Here is a 17510-nt window from a genome sequence, read left to right on the forward strand (position 1 = left end):
CTCCGGGATCAGTCCTGGTTGGTGGTGTCTGCCGCTGGCGCGGTGTCATCGTCGGTTGCGGCGGCCGGCTTGTCCTCGGGGAGGTAAAGCGGCCCCTTCTGGCCACAGCCGGCCAGCAAAAGGGTGGCCAGCAGCAGCCCGGCACCGAGGCGGCGGGACGATGATGGGGTCGGCGAAGAGCGTTGCATGCGGACTCCGGGGCCCGGCGGGCCGTTGGTACAGCGGTGTTCAAATGGAATCGGGAGCCCCCGATTATGCCTCAAGATGATGGTTCAGGCGGTCGGCTGGCTGCCCAGCGGGCCGGTCGGTGCCTGCAGGCAGGCGATGAAAAAGCCATCGCAACCGTGGCGATCGGGCCGCAAGCGGATCCACTCGTCCGCGGTGAAGGCGTCTTCGGGGAGACCGTCGAGCGACGGGCGGATCACGCTCCAGCCAGGATGTTGGGCGAGAAAGGCCTCGACGATGGCCTCGTTCTCGGTCGGCCACAGGCTGCAGGTGGCGTAGACCAGCCGCCCGCCGGGACGCGTGGCCTGGCTGCCCTGTTCGAGCAGTCGACTCTGCGTCTCGGCGAGCGCGTCCCAGTCGATGGCGGCCCAGCGCAGCTCCGGGTGGCGTCGCCAGGTGCCCGATCCGCTGCAGGGGGCGTCGATCAGCACCCGGTCGAAGCCGGCCAGATCGGCGGGCAGTGGCTGGGTGGCATCCAGCGCGCGAAGGTCGAGTTCCGTATCGCCATGACGTTGAGCGCGCGCCTGCAGCCGATCCAGGCGCTCGGGGTGAAGGTCGCAGGCGGTCAGGCGCAACTGGCCGCGGGTTTCGTCGAGCAGCCCGAGGGTCTTGCCGCCGGCCCCGGCGCAGAGGTCCAGTACCCGCTCGCCGGGTCGGGTCTGCAGGGCGCGCACCACCCACTGGCTGCCGGCATCCTGGACCTCGAATCCACCCGCCTCGAAGGCGGTCAGGCGGGTCAGGCGTGCGGGTCGCTCGAGTCGGATGCCCAGCGGCAGGCCGGGGATCGTTCCGGCCGCGATCTCCGCCTCGGCCAGTTCGTCGAGCAGCGCGGCACGATCGCCCCGGCGGGGGTTGGCGTGCAGATCGACCGGGGCGCGGGCATCCAGTGCCCGGGCCAGCAGCTCCGGGGCGTCGGGTTGCCAGGCCTGCCATTGCTCGGCGGCGGCCGGGGCCAGGTTGAAACGAACGGTCCAGGGCAGGGAGCCGAACCGCTCGGCGCGACGCCGTGACAGGGCGGCGGTGGCCTCGGGAGTCAGTCCGGCCGCCTCGGCGAGCACCGGGTCGAGCGCATCGGCCAGAGACAGGGCGGCGGCGACCCGCGCGGCCATGCTCGGTGTGCTGTCATCGAGCAGCCAGTCGAGCACCCGGCGCTGACGCAACACGAACAGGGTCAGTTCGCGTACCCGCTCGCGATCCCGTCGGCCCATCTTGCGTCGCGCGGCCAGTTCGCGCTGCAGGCTGCGGTCGGCGGGCAGGCCCTGTTCGGTGATGCGCTCGAGCAGTTCGGCGGCCAGCTGCAACCGGGCCGGGAAGGTGCGCCCGCGGGGCAGGTCGGGGGCGGGCCAGTCGTCACCGGGTGTCGGGTGTTGGGGCGGGATCGAGTCGGTCATGGGGTGCTCGGCGGTCAGTGAGGCTGGCGTTTGGTAGTATCTCACGATCTCGCATGCCCCTGATCGGGGGGCGATTCCATTAATAGGACCATGTCATTTCAATGAGTACGCAAGCAAACGGCGCGGCAAACGCGGCGGTCGATCTGCACTTCGAGGAGCGCGGCGGCGGTCTGCCGGTGATCATCATGCACGGGTTGTTCGGGTCGCTGTCCAACTGGCGCGGTATCGCCCAGTCGTTGAGCGCGAACTACCGCGTCATCAACGTCGACCTGCGCAATCATGGCCGTTCACCCCACGCCCCGGGACTTTCCTACGAGGCGATGGCCAACGACATCCTGGCGGTGATGGATCGGCTCGGGGTCGAGCGCGCCCATCTGATCGGGCATTCACTGGGCGGCAAGCTCGGCATGGTGCTGGCCGACCGCCACCCCGAGCGGGTCGCCCGGCTGGCCGTGGTCGATATCGCGCCGAAGTGGTATCCGCCCTGGCACAAGGATGTCTTCGCCGCGCTGGATGCCGTTGAGCTCGAGACGCTTGAGTCGCGGGAGCAGGCGCGCCAGCAGATGGCCGCGCACGTGTTCGAGCCCGAGGTGCGGTCTTTCCTCGCGGCCAACCTCGAGCAGGTCGACGGGCAGTGGCGGTGGCGGTTCAACCTGCCCGAGCTCAAGGCTGCCTACGAGCAGACCTCGGACATGCCCGCGCTGTCGGGCTTCTACCTCGGCCCGGCGTTGTTCATTCGCGGGGCCCAGTCGGCCTACATCGAAGCCGGCGACGAGGAGCGCATCGCCCGCGACTTCCCGCAAAGCTGCATCGTCACCCTGGAGCAGGCGCGTCACTGGCCGCACATCGAGGACACGGCCGGATTCCTCGATGCGGTCACCCGCTTTTTCGCCCACGGTTGCCACGATTTTCCGGAGCAATCGATCGGCTAATTGCCCCGTGTAGGAAAATTCCTACAAAAGAAATCGAAAAATCCTACGAAACTTTAGGCGATTTCGTCTGTTCAGTCGGCTTCGAGGCGCGCATCATGCACCCGTGCTTGGATGCACAGGGCAGGAAGCCCACCCGGCCAGGAGGCCGAGGGATCGTACGGCGGACAGGATGTTCGCGCAGGATGCACCGGCAGAGGATCTGCCAATTCGGGTAGTCGGGTTCGCTCGACGCGCGCACGGCGCTCTTTGTAAGGAAGCGCACCGTAAACAACCGGACCTCAGGATAGAGTTCAGGTTTTTTGCGGGCCGCCAGGAAGGCCGCGGCGCGTTCGGCAAGGATGCCGGGCCCGGGTAACGGATCTTAGCCAAGCGCCCAGGACGGGTGCTGCCACGGACGGCAAGGGACGATTCCGCGCAGGACGCGCGCTCGATGCAGGATGGCATCGCTTAAAAAAACGGTGGTAGACGCCGGCAACAACAAGAAACCGCAGGAACGGTCAGCGGCGAGACAAGAATCAACAGGATCGGCAACGGATACTGCCCTTGTCTTAAGGAAAAGCACTCGCCACACCGGACCCAGGGATTGGGACCCACGACTCAGCGCAGGGACAACGCGCCGGATCCATGCCGCAGGGCAGGATCGCTTCCCGGCCAGGAAGGCCCTCCTCCTTTTTCGCGACAGACGACCCAGAACCACCCTCTGAGTGACTCAGAATCGGGTGTTTTTTGCGTGTGTGTTTCGGCATCCCTGCCCGTCACCCTCCGTGGTGACTCGTAACCGTGCTTGGTTGGTGTCGCCTGCCCGGGGTGCTCCCTGTAACCGTTGGTGGCCGTGCGGCGGCCGTGGTCGATGTTCCCGGTGGCCTGTCCCCGCGCGGCGGGGTAGACTGCGCCCGCCATGAAACTCGACGCCTTCGATTATCACCTGCCCCCCGAACGGATCGCCGCCCGCCCGGCCGAGCCGCGCGAATCGGCGCGCCTGCTGGTGTTGCCGGCGGTGGGCGAGTTCGATCATCGCCAAATCGGCGATCTTCCCGACCTGATCGCGCCGGGTGACCTCCTGATCCTGAACGATACCCGCGTGATTCCCGCTCGTGCCTTCGGGCGCAAGGTCTCCGGCGGCAAGGTGGAGTTTTTGCTCGAGCGCCTGCTTGATAGCGACCGAGCCCTGTGCCATCTGCGCAGCAGCCGCTCGCCACGGGTCGGCGTCGAGTTGATCATGGAGGGCGGTGCTCGACTCGAGGTGATCGGTCGGGACGGGGCGCTGTTCGAGGTGAAACTGCTCGCCTCCGCCCCCATGAACGGCATGCTGAGCTGGCTGGACCAGCACGGCCACATGCCGCTGCCCACCTATATCGAGCGCCCGGACGACGACCAGGATCGCCACGATTACCAGACGGTGTTTGCCCGCCGCGAGGGGGCGGTTGCTGCCCCCACCGCCGGGTTGCATCTGACTGAGGCGCTGCTCGAGCGCCTGCGCGCCCAGGGTGTCGAGACGGCCTTCGTTACCCTGCACGTGGGCGCGGGCACCTTCCAGCCGGTGCGCAGCGAGACCATCGAGGCCCACGAGATGCATCGCGAATGGACCGAGGTGCCGCAGGCCACGGTCGAGGCCGTCGCAGCGGCCCGTCGGCGCGGCAATCGCGTGATCGCGATCGGCACCACGGCGGTCCGGGCGATCGAGACGGCCGTCCGGGCGCACCCCGAGCATGCCGCGCGCGGCGAGATCGGCCCGTTCGTGGGTGACACCCAGCTCTTTCTCTATCCCGGCCAGCCGCTGCACGTCATCGACGCGATGCTGACCAACTTCCATCTGCCGCGCTCGACACTACTGATGCTGGTCTCGGCGTTCGCGGGACGTGAGCGGGTGCTGGGCGCCTATCACGAGGCCATCGAGCGCGGCTATCGCTTCTATTCCTTTGGTGATGCGATGTTCATCGAGACCAGTGCCGACGTCGGGGGCGCACAGACCGCATGAAATTCGAACTGCATGAGTGCACCCGGGCGAAGGGCGATGCCGAGCGCCTCGCCGGCCCGCGTCGAGGCCAGATCCGCTTTGCCCGCGGCGTGATCGACACACCGGCGTTCATGCCGGTGGGGACCTACGGCACGGTCAAGGCGGTCACCCCGGAGGAATTGATCGACCTGGGCGCGCAGATCGTGCTGGGCAACACCTTTCACCTGATGCTGCGCCCGGGCACGGACATCATTCGCCTGCACGGGGATCTGCACGATTTCATGCACTGGGAGCGCCCGATCCTGACCGATTCGGGCGGCTTTCAGGTGTTCTCGCTGGCCGACATGCGCAAGATCACCGAGGAAGGCGTGCGTTTTGCCTCGCCGGTCAACGGTGATCGCGTGATGCTCACCCCCGAATCCTCGATGCAGGTCCAGCACGAACTGGGCTCGGACATCCAGATGATCTTCGACGAGTGCACGCCCTACCCGGCCACGCCCGAGGTGGCCGGTGCGTCGATGCGCCTGTCGCTGCGCTGGGCGGCGCGTTCGAAGACGGCTTTCGAGTCGCTCCGACCGGAAGGCTCGGACCGTGCCCTGTTCGGCATCGTCCAGGGCGGCATGCACGAGCCCCTGCGGCGCGAGTCGGCCGCCGGGCTGGTCGAGCTGGGGTTCGATGGCTATGCCGTCGGAGGCCTGTCGGTCGGTGAACCGCTCGAGGAGCGCAACGCGGTGCTGGAGTTCACCCTGCCCGAATTGCCCGCCGACCGGCCGCGCTACCTGATGGGCGTGGGCAAGCCCGAGGACCTGGTCGAATCGGTGGCCCGCGGCGTGGACATGTTCGATTGCGTCATGCCGACGCGCAACGCTCGCAACGGCCATCTGTTCACGCGTTACGGTGACGTGCGCCTGAAGAATGCCCGCTACGCCACCGACATCCGGCCGCTCGACGAGGATTGCGATTGCTACACCTGTCGTCACTACTCGCGGGCCTACCTCAAGCACTTGCATCGGGCGCGAGAGGTGCTGGGGGCGCGGTTGTGCACCATCCACAACCTGCATTACTACCAGGTGCTGATGGCCGAGATGCGCTCGGCGATCGAGGGTGATGACTTTGATGGCTTCCGGGCACGTTTTTGCTCCGACCGCGACCGGGGGGTCTAGTCGTCATTCGGGACGGACAATGTAATCCCCCGGGCTTGTGGCATACTCCGGGGCTGTTTTGGGAAATTCTGCGCGATTCGATAGCGTCTCTGCGGACCGCCAAGGGCCCATATGCAAGGCGCAGTCCGCCGTGAAGGGCCGTCCCCTTTACAAGGGCTGCAACGCCGCAGATGGGTCCTTGGCGGCCCGCCCGGACGGGGCTTGCGGGTTTGCCCGCACTCGGCGTTGCCGTCCCTCGACGGGCAATGAGCCCGCCTTCGGTCCGGCGCCTTGATTGCGAGCAAACCCGCAAGCCAGAGATGCAATCGCATCGCGCAGAGTTTCCCTTGAAAACCACCTAAAACAACACGAAATCGGAGCGACCACCACGATGTTCTTTATCAGCGATGCCATGGCCCAGGCGGAAGGGGCCGGTGAGCCGAGCCTGCTGGCGACCTTCCTGCCGCTGCTGCTCATCTTCGCCGTCATGTACTTCCTGCTGATCCGTCCGCAGATCAAGCGTCAGAAGGAACACAAGAAGCTGGTCGAGGCGATCGAGAAGGGTGACGAGGTAGCGACTTCCGGCGGCCTGCTGGGTCGTGTGGTTAACCTGGGCGACACCCTCCTGGTGCTCGAGATCGCCGACGGGACCAACGTGGTCGTGCAGCGATTCGCCGTGACCACGGTCATGCCCAAGGGCACCATCAAGGACGCACGCGAGGCCTGATCCTCGCCATTCCCCAGGGCTCGCCACGGCGGGCCCTCTCGTTTTATCCGTCCGCCGGCCAGGGATGCGTGCCGGCGGGCCGCGTCCCGGTCCACGGGGCGCCTTTCCACGCGAAGGCCTAGAAGATGAACCGCTATCCCCTGTGGAAGAATCTGATCGTCGTCGTTGTCGTGCTGGTGGGGTTGTTCTACGCCCTGCCGAACTTCTTCGGCGAAGAGCCGGCCCTGCAGATCTCCAAGCGCGACGGCGGCATGGAGCAGGCCGCCCTCTCCGAGGCGCAGAGCGCCCTGCGGGCGGCCGGCATCGAGTACAGCCGTGCCGATTTGCAGGACGACTCCGGTCTGATCCGCTTCAACTCCACGGACGATCAGCTCGAGGCGGTCGACGTGGTGCGTGCCGCCCTCGGTGGTGATTACCCCGTTGCCCTCAATCTCGCGCCGGCCGCGCCGACCTGGCTGACCGACCTCGGCGCCTTGCCGATGTACCTGGGCCTGGACCTGCGTGGTGGTGTCCACTTCCTGATGCAGGTGGACATGGGTGCGGCGGTCAATACCGCGCTGGACCGCCGTGTGGACGGCATGCGTGCCGACCTGCGTGGCGAGCGCCTGCGTTATGTCTCCGCCGAGGTCACCGACGAGCAGCGCATCCAGGTGCGTTTCCGTGATGCAGAGTCCCGCGACCAGGCCATCGACCAGTTGACGGCAGACTACGAGGATCTCGAGTTCGATTCGGCCGAGATCGACGGCGAGCCGTACCTGACGGCGACGATGACCGAGGAGGGTGTCGAGACCGAGCGTCGCGCCGCCCTCGAGCAGAACATCACCACCTTGCGCAACCGCGTCAACGAACTGGGGGTGGCCGAGCCGCTGATCCAGCAGCAGGGCGACAGCCGCATCGTGGTCGAGCTGCCGGGCATCCAGGACACCGTGCGCGCCAAAGAGATCCTCGGCGCGACGGCCACGCTGGAATTTCGCTTGGTTCACGGCTCGCCCGCCGACTGGGTCGATGCCGACGAGTCGGGTAGCGTGCCGCCGCAGGCCCGTCTCTACCAGCGTCGCGATGGCGGCCCGGTGCTCTTGAAGCGCCAGGTGATCGTCACGGGCGACCGTGTCACCGGGGCGTCCTCGGGCTTCGATCAGGACTCCGGCTCGCCGGCGGTGTTCGTCAACCTCGACAGCCAGGGCGCGCGGCGCATGGCCGACATCACCGGCGACAACATCGGCCAGCAGATGGGCGTGGTGTTCATCGAGAACCGCATCGACACCAAGGTCGACGAGGACGGCAAGCTGAGCGAGGAAAAGAAGCTGGTCGAAGAGGTGATCAACGTCGCCACGATTCGTGACCAGCTGGCCAACCGCTTCCAGATCACCGGGCTCGACTCCTCGCAGGAGGCGCGCGACCTCTCGCTGCTGCTGCGTGCCGGCGCCCTGCGTGCCCCGATGGATATCGTCGAGGAGCGTACCGTCGGCCCGAGCCTGGGGGCCGAGAACATCCAGGCGGGTGTGAATGCCGCCATCCTGGGCTTCGTGCTGGTCTCGATCTTCATGATGATCTACTACCGCGTATTCGGCGTGATTGCCGTGGTCGCGCTGGTGACCAACCTGATCCTGATCGTCGCGGTACTCTCGATGCTGCAGGCGACCCTGACCCTGCCGGGCATTGCCGGGATCGTGCTGACCGTGGGTATGGCGGTGGATGCCAACGTGCTGATCTTCGAGCGCATCCGCGAAGAGCTCAGGAACGGCATGACGCCGCACGCGGCGATGAAGGCCGGCTACGAGCGGGCCTTCGGCACCATCCTGGACGCGAACATCACCACCCTGCTGGCGGCCCTCGCGCTGTTTGCCTTCGGCACTGGGCCGGTCAAGGGCTTCGCCGTGACGCTGTCGATCGGCATCCTCGCCTCGGTGTTCACCGCGGTGATGCTGTCGCGCGCACTGGCCAATCTGGTCTACGGCCGCCAGGCGCGCCTGAAGGGACTTTCCATCTGAGCCGGCCAGGTGCCGACAATCGAATCAGACGAGTGACACCATGAACGTATTTCCAGCCGACGCGCGATTCGACTTCTTCGGCAAGCGCTATTTCGCCTACGCCCTGTCGGCGGCCCTGCTGCTGGTCGCGGTGGGTTCGCTGGCGACCAAGGGGCTCAACCTGGGCCTGGACTTTACCGGCGGGGTGGTGATCGAGCTGGGCTACCCCGGTGGGGCGGACATCGATGCCGTGCGTGAAACGCTCGATGCCCAGGGCTTCGACCAGGCCGTCGCGCAGCTGTTCGGCTCGTCGGAGTCGGTGATGATCCGCCTGCCGCCGACCGACGACAGTCACGGCCGGCTGGCGGACGAGCTGCTGATTGCAATGCAGTCCGAGACCGACGACGTGGAGATGCGCCGGGTCGAGTACGTCGGCCCGGCCGTGGGCAAGGAGCTGTTCAATGCCGGCGGGCTCGCGCTCCTGGTGGTGCTGGCCGGCATCCTCGTCTACGTGGGCTTTCGCTTCCAGGTGCGCCTGGCCGGCGGCGCGATCCTGGCGTTGGCGCACGACCTGGTGGTGGTGCTGGGCATCGTCAGCCTGCTGGGGCTGCGCTTCGACCTGACCGTGCTGGCCGCCTTCCTGGCGCTGGCGGGTTACTCGATCAACGACACCATCGTGGTGTTCGACCGTATCCGCGAGAACTTCCAGAAGATGCGCAAGGGCACCGAGAAGGAAGTGATGAACGCCTCGGTCAACCAGACCATGTCGCGCACGGTCATCACGTCGGGCACCACCTTCCTCACCGCGTTGGCGCTGTTCGTCTTCGGCGGCGAGGCGCTTTACGGCTTCTCGCTGACCCTGCTGCTGGGTATCGCGATCGGTACGTTCTCCTCGATCTACGTCGCCTCGGCGGTGTCGCTGGATATGGGGCTAAAGCGTCAGGACCTGCTCAAGATCGATGACAAGGAGCGGCTCAAGCAGGCCGAGGACAGCGCGCCCTGATCGCTGACCGGCCGTCCCGGCAACCCTGCCCGATCTCGTTACCGGGCGGATGCCGGAAAGAAGAAAGCCCGCATTGAATGCGGGCTTTTTCGTGTCCGGGGTTGTCGCGGCGCGTTATTCGGGGCGGGACACCGAGCGCCATGCCTTTTCGCCCTTGCTGATCGCCTGCAGCATGGCGTGGACCAGCTTGGGGTTGGCGCAGATGACGTTGCCACTGCCGAGATAGTCGTCGCCGCCCTGGTTGTCGATCACCACACCGCCGGCCTCGCGGACCAACAGCACGCCGGCCGCCATGTCCCAGGGCTTGAGGCCGAATTCCCAGAAGCCGTCGAAACGGCCCGCGGCCACGTAGGCCAGGTCCAGCGCGGCCGAACCGGGACGGCGGATGCCGGCGATCGGGCCGTGCAGCGCCCGCAGGGTCGCGATATAGCGCTCGAGGTTCTGGTCGTCGCGAAACGGGATGCCGGTTCCCAGTAACGCGCCGTCCAGCCCCTTGCGCGGGGCGACGCGGATGCGGCGGTTGTCGAGGAAGGCACCGCCGCCGCGCTCGGCGGTGAACAGCTCCTGGTTGACCGGGTTGTAGATCACGCCCAGTTCCAGTCGGCCCTGGCGTTCCAGCGCGATGGACACCGCGTAGTGGCCGATGCCGTGCAGGAAGTTGGTCGTGCCGTCGAGCGGATCGATGATCCATCGAAATTCGGCGCCATCCTGCCCGGCGGCGCCGGACTCCTCGGCGAGGATGCCGTGGTCGGGGTAGGCGCGCAGCAGGGTGTCGATGATCGCCGCCTCGGCCTGGTGATCGACCTCGCTGACGAAGTCGTTGCGCTTTTTCGACTCGATGGTGAGATCGTTGACGCGATCACGACTGCGGGAGATGACACTGCCGGCGGCGCGGGCGGCGCGCACGGCGATATTGAGCATGGGGTGCGGCATAATGGTCTGGTCGGCTCGACGAGCGAATGGTGGATGACGGGCCGTGACACGCGGTTTGCCCGCTGCCAGAGGCGCGTCCGGGCCGGTCGATCGGACCGTGATGCCCGGTCGGGGCGCTGATGTGCCCCGTTCCTCGGATCCGGAATTATACGCGTAAACGCCCCTATGTCAGCCATGCCGCATTCCTCCTCTTCCGTCACCAGCCCATCCGCCGCCACCGGCTCCACTCAGGCCCTTGCACGGATCGAGATCGTGCTTTGCCAGACATCGATGGCCGAGAACATCGGCGCCGCCGCGCGGGCGATGAAGACCATGGGCCTCTCGCGACTGGTGCTGGTCGCGCCCCGAGTTGATCGGGCGGCAATTGACGACAAGGCCCGCGCGGTGGCAACGCACGCTGCCGACCTGCTGAATGTCGCGCGGGTGGTCGAGTCGGTCGACGAGGCGGTCGCCGACTCGGTGGCCGTGTGGGCGACCACGGCGCGGACGCGCAGCTTGGCCCTGCCCTTGCTCGATGGACGGGCGGCGGCGGCCGAGGTCATGCGGCAGGTCAGCTCGCTGCCGACCGACTCCCCCGGCCGGGTCAGCATCCTGTTCGGCGCCGAACGCACCGGGCTGACCAACGAGGAGTTGGGCGTGGCGGATCATCTGCTCGCGCTGCACGCCAATCCCGACTACCCCGTGCTCAACCTTGCCCAGGCGGTCCAGCTGGTGGCCTACGAGCTGTTCCACGCCTCGCGCCAGCCGGAACCGCTGGAGTCCGGCGGCGAGCCGCCGGCCCGCAAGGCCGAGCTTGCTACACTCTGCGCTCGTCTCGAGGCGGCGCTGGCCGAGCGCGACTACTTCCCCGGCGATGGCGCGGCGGAGACCGAGCGACACGCCCGTCGCCTGATGCAGCGCCTGCGCGTGATGCTCAACCGGGCCGAGCCGCGCCGCGACGAACTGCAGATCCTGCAGGGCATGCTGACCGCGCTTTCCCGGGAGCGGCGTGGCGGGACGGATTGATCGATAGATTGCGGAGCAAGTGCATGGGTTGGTGGAAAACGATTCTCGATGACGTCGACAGCGTGTTCGACCGCGACCCGGCCGCGCGCAGCCGCTGGGAGATCGCGCTGACCTACCCGGGTTTGCATGCCGTCTGGTGGCATCGCGTCGCCCACGCCCTCTGGCGGCGCAACTGGCGCCTGCTCGCCCGGCTGATTTCCAACGTCAGCCGCTGGCTGACCGGGATCGAGATCCACCCCGGTGCCGAGATCGGGCGCCGCTTTTTCATCGATCACGGCATGGGGGTGGTGATCGGCGAGACCGCCGAGATCGGCGACGACTGCACCCTGTATCACGGCGTCACCCTGGGAGGGACCACCTGGCGGGAGGGCAAACGTCACCCGACCCTGGGTGCCGGCGTGGTAGTCGGGGCCGGGGCGAAGATCCTCGGGCCGATCACCCTCGGCGAAGGGGTGCGGGTCGGCTCGAACGCCGTGGTGCTCAGGGATGCGCCCGACGGCGCGACCCTGGTCGGCATCCCCGCGCGCATGGTCGAGCAGCGCGCCGAGCAGAACGAGACCAAGCGTCGCGTGGCCCAGCGCCTGGGTTTCGATGCCTACGGGGTGGCCCGCGACATGCCCGATCCGGTGGCGACGGTGGTCGATCGCCTCTTGGATCACGTCCAGACGGTCGACGGCCAGCTCGACGAGATGGCCGACGCCCTGCGCTCGTTGGGGGTGGATGTCTCCCGACCGAGTCGCCCGAGCCTGGATGGCTGCCACCTCGACGAGGAAGACGGGCTGGTCAATTGCGGTCGCGACGAGCCGGTCGACGAGACCTCGGATCGGCGGGACTGATCCGGGCGGCGCACGCCCATATACAGCGCGGTGTCGCCGGACTATGATGGGGCGACTATCCCCGAGAATCCCGCTCGGGATTGACCCGTTTGGGCGGCCCCGACAGGGGCTGCCGGGAGGTTTGCAATGAGGCTGACGACCAAGGGCCGCTACGCCGTCACGGCCATGCTGGACCTGGCCATCCATGACCGCGGCCAGCCGACGGCACTGGCCGACATCGCCGAACGACAGTCATTGTCGCTCTCCTACCTCGAGCAACTGTTCGCCCAGTTGCGCCGCGGGCAGCTGGTCAGCAGCGTGCGTGGCCCCGGCGGCGGTTACCAGCTGGCGCGTGAGCCGGCGCGGATCAACATCGCCGAGATCGTCCATGCGGTCGACGAGGTGGTCGACGTCACCCGCTGCGGTGGCCGCGGCAACTGCCAGGATGGCGGCAAGTGCCTTGCTCATGACCTGTGGATGGGGCTGTCGGCCCAGATACAGGGGTTCCTCGAATCCATTTCGCTGGCCGACCTGGTGGAGCAGCCCGACGTGCTCGACGTCTCCGCTCGCCAGGATGATCGGCTGCAGCAGACGCGCGACGAGCGCTCTGAGGCCGCCGCTGCCGGCATGCGGGGCGTCGGTCCCTGATCGACTCCCCTCGCGGGATGACGAGGGCGAACGATCTCCACACGCTTCGCATGGATTGTTGCTCGGTGACTCGTTAAACTATCGCGCTTTGCGGCCGCTCGCCCCCGGTGAGCGGCAGCTACCTGTTTCCCTTTTCTTTTTCACGTTTCACCGGGGCGGATTGATCCCGCCCGATCAGGAGATAACTTCATGGCCGTAGAACGCACCCTTTCGATCATCAAGCCCGACGCCGTTGCCAAGAACGTGATCGGCCAGATCATCTCGCGCTTCGAGGACGCCGGTCTGTCGGTGGTTGGCGCGCGCATGCTGCAACTGACCCGCGAGCAGGCCGAAGGCTTCTACGCGGTCCACAAGGAGCGCCCGTTCTTCGGTGAACTGGTCGGCTTCATGATCTCCGGCCCGGTCTTCGTCCAGGTGCTCGAGGGCGAGGACGCCATTGTCAAGAACCGTGATCTGATGGGCGCGACCAACCCGAAGGAAGCCGAGCCGGGCACCATCCGCGCCGACTTCGCCGAGTCGATCGACGCCAACGCGGTCCACGGTTCGGACAGCGCCGAGAACGCGCGCACCGAGATCGATTTCTTCTTCAAGCCCGACGAGTTGACCAGCCGCTAAGACCGCTGGCACCTTTTCGGGTCGACATACGGGTGGCCTGAATGACTTCGACCGACGAACGCATCAACCTGCTGGGCCTGGCGCCCAGCCGCCTGCGTGCCTGGTTCGCGGAGATGGGTGAGAAGCCCTTCCGTGCCAACCAGGTGCTCAAGTGGGTGCACCAGCGTCGGGTCGAGGACTTCGACGCGATGACCGATCTCGCCAAGAGCCTGCGCGAAAAGCTTAAGGAGATCGCCTGCATCCAGGCCCCCGAGATCCTGCTCGACCAGGAATCGAAGGACGGGACGCGCAAGTTTCTCGTCGATACGGGCGGCGGCAACTCGGTGGAGATGGTCTACATCCCCGAGGACGACCGCGCGACCCTCTGTATTTCCTCGCAGGTGGGCTGTTCGCTCACCTGTACCTTCTGTTCGACCGGCCGACAGGGCTTCAATCGCAACCTGTCGACCGCGGAGATCGTCGGTCAGCTCTGGCTGGCCGAACGGTTGATCGAACGTCGCCTGCCGACCGGCAAGGCGATCAGCAACGTGGTCTTCATGGGCATGGGTGAGCCGCTCTTGAACGAGCAGGCGGTGGTCGATGCCGCCGAGCTGATGCTCGACGACCACGCCTACGGCCTGTCCAAGCGCCGCGTGACCATCTCTACCTCCGGAATCGTCCCGGCGATCGACCGGCTGGGCGAGCGCCTGCCGATCTCGCTCGCCATCTCCCTGCACGCGCCCAACGACGCGTTGCGCAACGAGCTGGTGCCGATCAACGAGAAGTACCCGCTCGACCAGCTGATGGCAGCCTGCGATCGCTACGCCGAAGTCGTGCCCCACGGCGCGATCATCTACGAGTACGTGATGATCCAGGGCGTCAACGACACCCCCGAGCATGCCGACGAGCTGATCGAGCTGCTCGGCCCGCGCAAGGAAGCGGTCAAGATCAACCTGATCCCGTTCAACCCCTTCGAGGGCTCCGGCTACGAGCGCTCCTCGCGCAACCGGATCGAGCGGTTCCGGGCGCGGCTCAAGGCCGTGGGCATCAACACCGTGCCGCGCAAGACGCGCGGGGACGACATCGATGCCGCCTGCGGCCAGCTCGCGGGCAAGGTGGCTGATCGCTCGCGGCGGCAGGATCGCCTGGCGCAGATGGGCCTCGGCCAGGGCGTCGTGGAGGTGACTCGATGACGCACCGGCTGCTGACCCTGTGTGCGCTGGTCCTGCTCGGCTTGACCGGCTGTGCGACGACCGGCCTGGAGGGCGACCGTGGCTCGATCGAGCGCCACGTCGGCGAAAACCGCCAGGCCGCCGAGATCAACACCGAGCTGGCCGCCGGCTACATGCGCGAGGGCGAGCTCAAGGTCGCCATGGAGAAGATCCGGCGCGCGATCCGGTTCGACAGCGGCTATGCCCCGGCCCACCACGTCCATGCCCTGCTGCTCCAGCGCCTGGGTGAGGACGAGAAGGCTGGCGATGCCTTTGCCCGTGCCGTGCGTCTCGATGGCGAGAATTCGGACATGGCCAACAACTACGGCGGTTTTCTCTGCTCGCAGGGCGATTACGAGCGCGCCCAGGCGATGTTCCGCCGGGCCTACAGTGACCCCTTGTACGAGACCCCCGAGTACGCCCTGGTCAATTCCGGTCGCTGCTACCAGCAGGCCGGTGATCAGGCCCAGGCCCTGGCCCAGTTCCGCCGTGCGCTGGACGAGGGCGCGCGCCAGCCGGGCGCCCTGCTGGGTGTCGCTCAGGCGTTGCTGGAAACCGGCGAGGCGGACGAGGCAGCCGAGGCGATGCGGCGGTACGAATCGCGTCATCGGCACACCGCACGGTCGCTTGGCGTCGCGATCGCGATCGACCGCGCAGTGGGTGACGAACAGGCATTGAAGAACCACCGCCTGATCCTGCGCGGCCGATTCCCGGATTCGTCGGAGGCCCAGGCACTGGAACAGGGAGGCAGTCGATGAGCGAGCAGGAGCGGCGTGAGCCCGCGGTCGGAGCAACGGCCCGCGAGCCGGACGAGGCGATCACCTTTGGACAGGAGGCAGCCGGCCCTAGCGTCGGCGAACGAATCCGGGGCGGCCGCGAAGCCGCCGGTCTGAGCGCCGCCGACCTGGCCCAGCCGCTCAACCTGGATCTGAAGGTGATCGAGTGCATCGAGCGCGACGAGCTCGATGCTGTGCCAGGCCGTCCATACATCCTTGCCTACCTGCGCGCCTGGGCCGGACAACTGGGCCTTGACGGCGATGAGCTGATCGCGCAGTACAACGCCCAGCGGGCCCCGGACAACGGCGCGGTGCAGGGTGGCATCCACCCCACACTGGATGTCATGGAGCCCCGCGGTGGCGGCTCTGGTCGCCGCTTGCTGGGGTGGCTCGGTATCCTGATCGTGATTGCGATTGTGGTGCTCGCCCTCTCGCGCCTGGACGCCGATCGCGTGCAGGCATGGTGGTCCGACTTGCAGGGTGAGACGACCGAGCCCTCGACCAACTCGGACTCGGTGCCCGTGGACGAGGAGCGTTCGGGCGACGAGCGTCCCGCCATTGAAGGGGCGCTCGACGAGCCCCCGGCACCGCCGACCGAGGCCCCTTCGTCGACCGAGGGTGCGGCTGACGAGACGAGCGCGGGGGCGGCCGAGGGCATCTCGCTGGCACTGCCCGCAGAGCGCCTGGCTGCGATCGGTGCCGCGACCGAAGAGCGGGAGCCCGTCGAGAGCGAGTCCAGCCCATCCGTCGGTGAGGGCGAGAACGAACCCAACGCCGATGAATCAACGTCGTCGGCCGCCGACAAGCCGCCGGCCCTGCTGCTGCGTGCCACGGGTGCCGACAGCTGGGTCGAGGTGCGCGACGGCAATGGCGAGCGGTTGATGTACGACGTGCTGGCCGCCGGCGAGGAACGCGAGTTTGCCGATGCCACCGGGCCGTTCTCGCTGGTATTGGGGCAGCCCGAGGGGCTCGAGGTCGAATACCAGGGCGAGCCGGTGGAACTGGGTGAGTCGAGCGGGGACACCGGCGTGCTGCGAACCACCGTGGGGAATTCATGAGTTTTCAACCGGTTCCGGTGACGCGTCGCCTGTCCCGTCGGATCCAGGTCGGGTCCGTGGGCGTGGGGGGTGATGCGCCTATCTCCGTCCAGTCGATGACCAACACCGACACCTGCGATGTCGATGCGACGGTCGCGCAGATCGAACGCCTCGCCGCCGCGGGTGCAGACCTCGTGCGCGTTTCCGTGCCCAACATGGATGCTGCCGAGGCCTTCGGCAAGATCAAGCAGCGGGTCTCCATTCCGCTGATCACCGACATCCACTTCGACTATCGCATCGCCCTGCGCGTCGCCGATCTCGGCGCCGACTGCCTGCGCATCAACCCGGGCAATATCGGCCGCGAGGATCGTGTGCGCCAGGTGATCGATTCGGCGCGTGATCACGGTATCCCGCTGCGCATCGGCGTCAATGCCGGTTCGCTCGAGAAGGACCTGCAGCAGAAGTACGGCGAGCCCACGCCGGACGCGCTGGTCGAGTCCGCCCTGCGGCATATCGACATCCTTGACCGGCTCGACTACCCCGAATTCAAGGTCTCGCTGAAGGCCTCCGACGTCTGGATGACGCTGGGCGCCTACCGCAAGTTGGCAGACCAGATCGAGCAGCCGCTGCATCTTGGTATCACCGAGGCGGGCGGCCCGCGCGCTGGGGCGGTCAAGTCGGCCGTGGGTCTCGGCATGCTGCTGGCCGAGGGCATCGGCGACACCTTGCGCGTGTCGCTGGCCGCCGACCCGGTCGAGGAGGTCAAGGTCGGCTGGGATATCCTCAAGTCGCTGAAACTGCGCAGCCGCGGCGTCAACCTGATCGCCTGCCCGTCCTGCGCCCGCCAGGAGTTCGACGTGATCAAGACCGTCAACGCCCTGGAAGAGCGCATCGAGGACATCGACCTGCCGATGGACGTCGCCGTGATCGGCTGCGTGGTCAACGGGCCCGGCGAGGCCCGCGAGGCGGCCATCGGCCTCACCGGCGGCCAGCCCAATCTCCTGTACGTCGACGGCAAGCCCTCGCGCAAGCTGTCCGAGGAAGAGCTGGTCGACCAGATCGAACACACCATTCGCGAGCGCGTTGCCCGGGACAAGGCCGCCCATGAGGCCGCCCACGATTCCAGCGACGACCGATAACCTGA

At 67.1% G+C, this 17510-nt stretch carries 17 protein-coding genes; 14 read left to right on the plus strand and 3 right to left on the minus strand.

What is annotated here, in order from left to right:
* Window positions 1-8 precede the first annotated feature (8 nt).
* On the minus strand, window positions 9-188 hold the full coding sequence (locus D5687_RS11535) for a lipoprotein (RefSeq protein ID WP_125199077.1): 180 nt from the start codon (window positions 186-188) through the stop codon (window positions 9-11).
* A gap of 84 nt (window positions 189-272) precedes the next feature.
* Window positions 273-1616: an RsmB/NOP family class I SAM-dependent RNA methyltransferase gene (locus tag D5687_RS07110; RefSeq protein WP_125199078.1), complete on the minus strand. Its 1344-nt coding sequence runs from the start codon at window positions 1614-1616 to the stop codon at window positions 273-275.
* 101 nt (window positions 1617-1717) lie between these two features.
* On the opposite strand from D5687_RS07110, the gene D5687_RS07115 reads away from it, so the two are divergent.
* From D5687_RS07115 to secF, 6 genes are all read left to right on the plus strand, one after another.
* Entirely contained in the window at window positions 1718-2548 is an 831-nt protein-coding gene (locus D5687_RS07115; RefSeq protein WP_125199079.1) for an alpha/beta fold hydrolase, read from the plus strand.
* 898 nt (window positions 2549-3446) lie between these two features.
* Complete coding sequence (gene queA, locus D5687_RS07120; protein ID WP_125199080.1) at window positions 3447-4526, plus strand: tRNA preQ1(34) S-adenosylmethionine ribosyltransferase-isomerase QueA; 1080 nt, start codon at window positions 3447-3449, stop codon at window positions 4524-4526.
* The gene (gene tgt / locus D5687_RS07125) at window positions 4523-5668 is read left to right on the plus strand and encodes a tRNA guanosine(34) transglycosylase Tgt (protein WP_125199081.1); all 1146 of its coding nucleotides are present in this window, start codon (window positions 4523-4525) and stop codon (window positions 5666-5668) included. The genes queA and tgt overlap by 4 nt, the downstream gene beginning before the upstream one ends.
* Window positions 5669-6038: 370 nt before the next feature.
* Window positions 6039-6374, plus strand: coding sequence for a preprotein translocase subunit YajC (yajC, locus tag D5687_RS07130; protein WP_125199082.1), 336 nt, complete (start codon window positions 6039-6041; stop codon window positions 6372-6374).
* 125 nt (window positions 6375-6499) lie between these two features.
* Window positions 6500-8365, plus strand: a complete 1866-nt coding sequence (gene secD, locus D5687_RS07135; protein ID WP_125199083.1) for a protein translocase subunit SecD — start codon at window positions 6500-6502, stop codon at window positions 8363-8365.
* 40 nt (window positions 8366-8405) lie between these two features.
* Window positions 8406-9347: a protein translocase subunit SecF gene (gene secF, locus D5687_RS07140; RefSeq protein ID WP_125199084.1), complete on the plus strand. Its 942-nt coding sequence runs from the start codon at window positions 8406-8408 to the stop codon at window positions 9345-9347.
* Window positions 9348-9461: 114 nt separating this feature from the next.
* On the opposite strand, the gene D5687_RS07145 is transcribed toward secF, so the two are convergent.
* Complete coding sequence (locus D5687_RS07145) at window positions 9462-10280, minus strand: inositol monophosphatase family protein (RefSeq protein ID WP_240031451.1); 819 nt, start codon at window positions 10278-10280, stop codon at window positions 9462-9464.
* A 165-nt stretch (window positions 10281-10445) separates the two neighbouring features.
* Between D5687_RS07145 and D5687_RS07150 the strand changes: the two genes are divergently transcribed.
* The 8 genes from D5687_RS07150 (at window position 10446) to ispG (ending at window position 17505) form a co-directional block, all read left to right on the plus strand.
* Window positions 10446-11285 carry an RNA methyltransferase gene (locus tag D5687_RS07150; protein ID WP_204742160.1) on the plus strand — a complete coding sequence of 280 codons (840 nt, stop codon included), beginning with the start codon at window positions 10446-10448 and terminating at the stop codon, window positions 11283-11285.
* A gap of 23 nt (window positions 11286-11308) precedes the next feature.
* Window positions 11309-12121 carry a serine O-acetyltransferase gene (cysE, locus tag D5687_RS07155; RefSeq protein ID WP_125199085.1) on the plus strand — a complete coding sequence of 271 codons (813 nt, stop codon included), beginning with the start codon at window positions 11309-11311 and terminating at the stop codon, window positions 12119-12121.
* 126 nt (window positions 12122-12247) lie between these two features.
* Window positions 12248-12748, plus strand: coding sequence for a Fe-S cluster assembly transcription factor (locus D5687_RS07160; protein WP_125199086.1), 501 nt, complete (start codon window positions 12248-12250; stop codon window positions 12746-12748).
* Window positions 12749-12937: 189 nt separating this feature from the next.
* Entirely contained in the window at window positions 12938-13363 is a 426-nt protein-coding gene (ndk, locus tag D5687_RS07165; RefSeq protein ID WP_125199087.1) for a nucleoside-diphosphate kinase, read from the plus strand.
* 41 nt (window positions 13364-13404) lie between these two features.
* Window positions 13405-14535 carry a 23S rRNA (adenine(2503)-C(2))-methyltransferase RlmN gene (gene rlmN / locus D5687_RS07170; protein ID WP_125199088.1) on the plus strand — a complete coding sequence of 377 codons (1131 nt, stop codon included), beginning with the start codon at window positions 13405-13407 and terminating at the stop codon, window positions 14533-14535.
* A complete protein-coding gene (gene pilW / locus D5687_RS07175; RefSeq protein WP_125199089.1) occupies window positions 14532-15311 on the plus strand; it encodes a type IV pilus biogenesis/stability protein PilW in 780 nt (259 codons plus the stop codon). Before rlmN ends, pilW begins: the two co-directional genes overlap by 4 nt.
* Complete coding sequence (locus D5687_RS07180) at window positions 15308-16387, plus strand: helix-turn-helix domain-containing protein (protein ID WP_125199090.1); 1080 nt, start codon at window positions 15308-15310, stop codon at window positions 16385-16387. Before pilW ends, D5687_RS07180 begins: the two co-directional genes overlap by 4 nt.
* Window positions 16384-17505, plus strand: coding sequence for a flavodoxin-dependent (E)-4-hydroxy-3-methylbut-2-enyl-diphosphate synthase (ispG, locus tag D5687_RS07185; RefSeq protein WP_125199091.1), 1122 nt, complete (start codon window positions 16384-16386; stop codon window positions 17503-17505). Before D5687_RS07180 ends, ispG begins: the two co-directional genes overlap by 4 nt.
* The last annotated feature ends 5 nt before the right edge of the window (window positions 17506-17510 follow it).

The sequence above is a fragment of the Guyparkeria sp. SCN-R1 genome (assembly GCF_003932495.1).
Lineage (GTDB): Bacteria > Pseudomonadota > Gammaproteobacteria > Halothiobacillales > Halothiobacillaceae > Guyparkeria.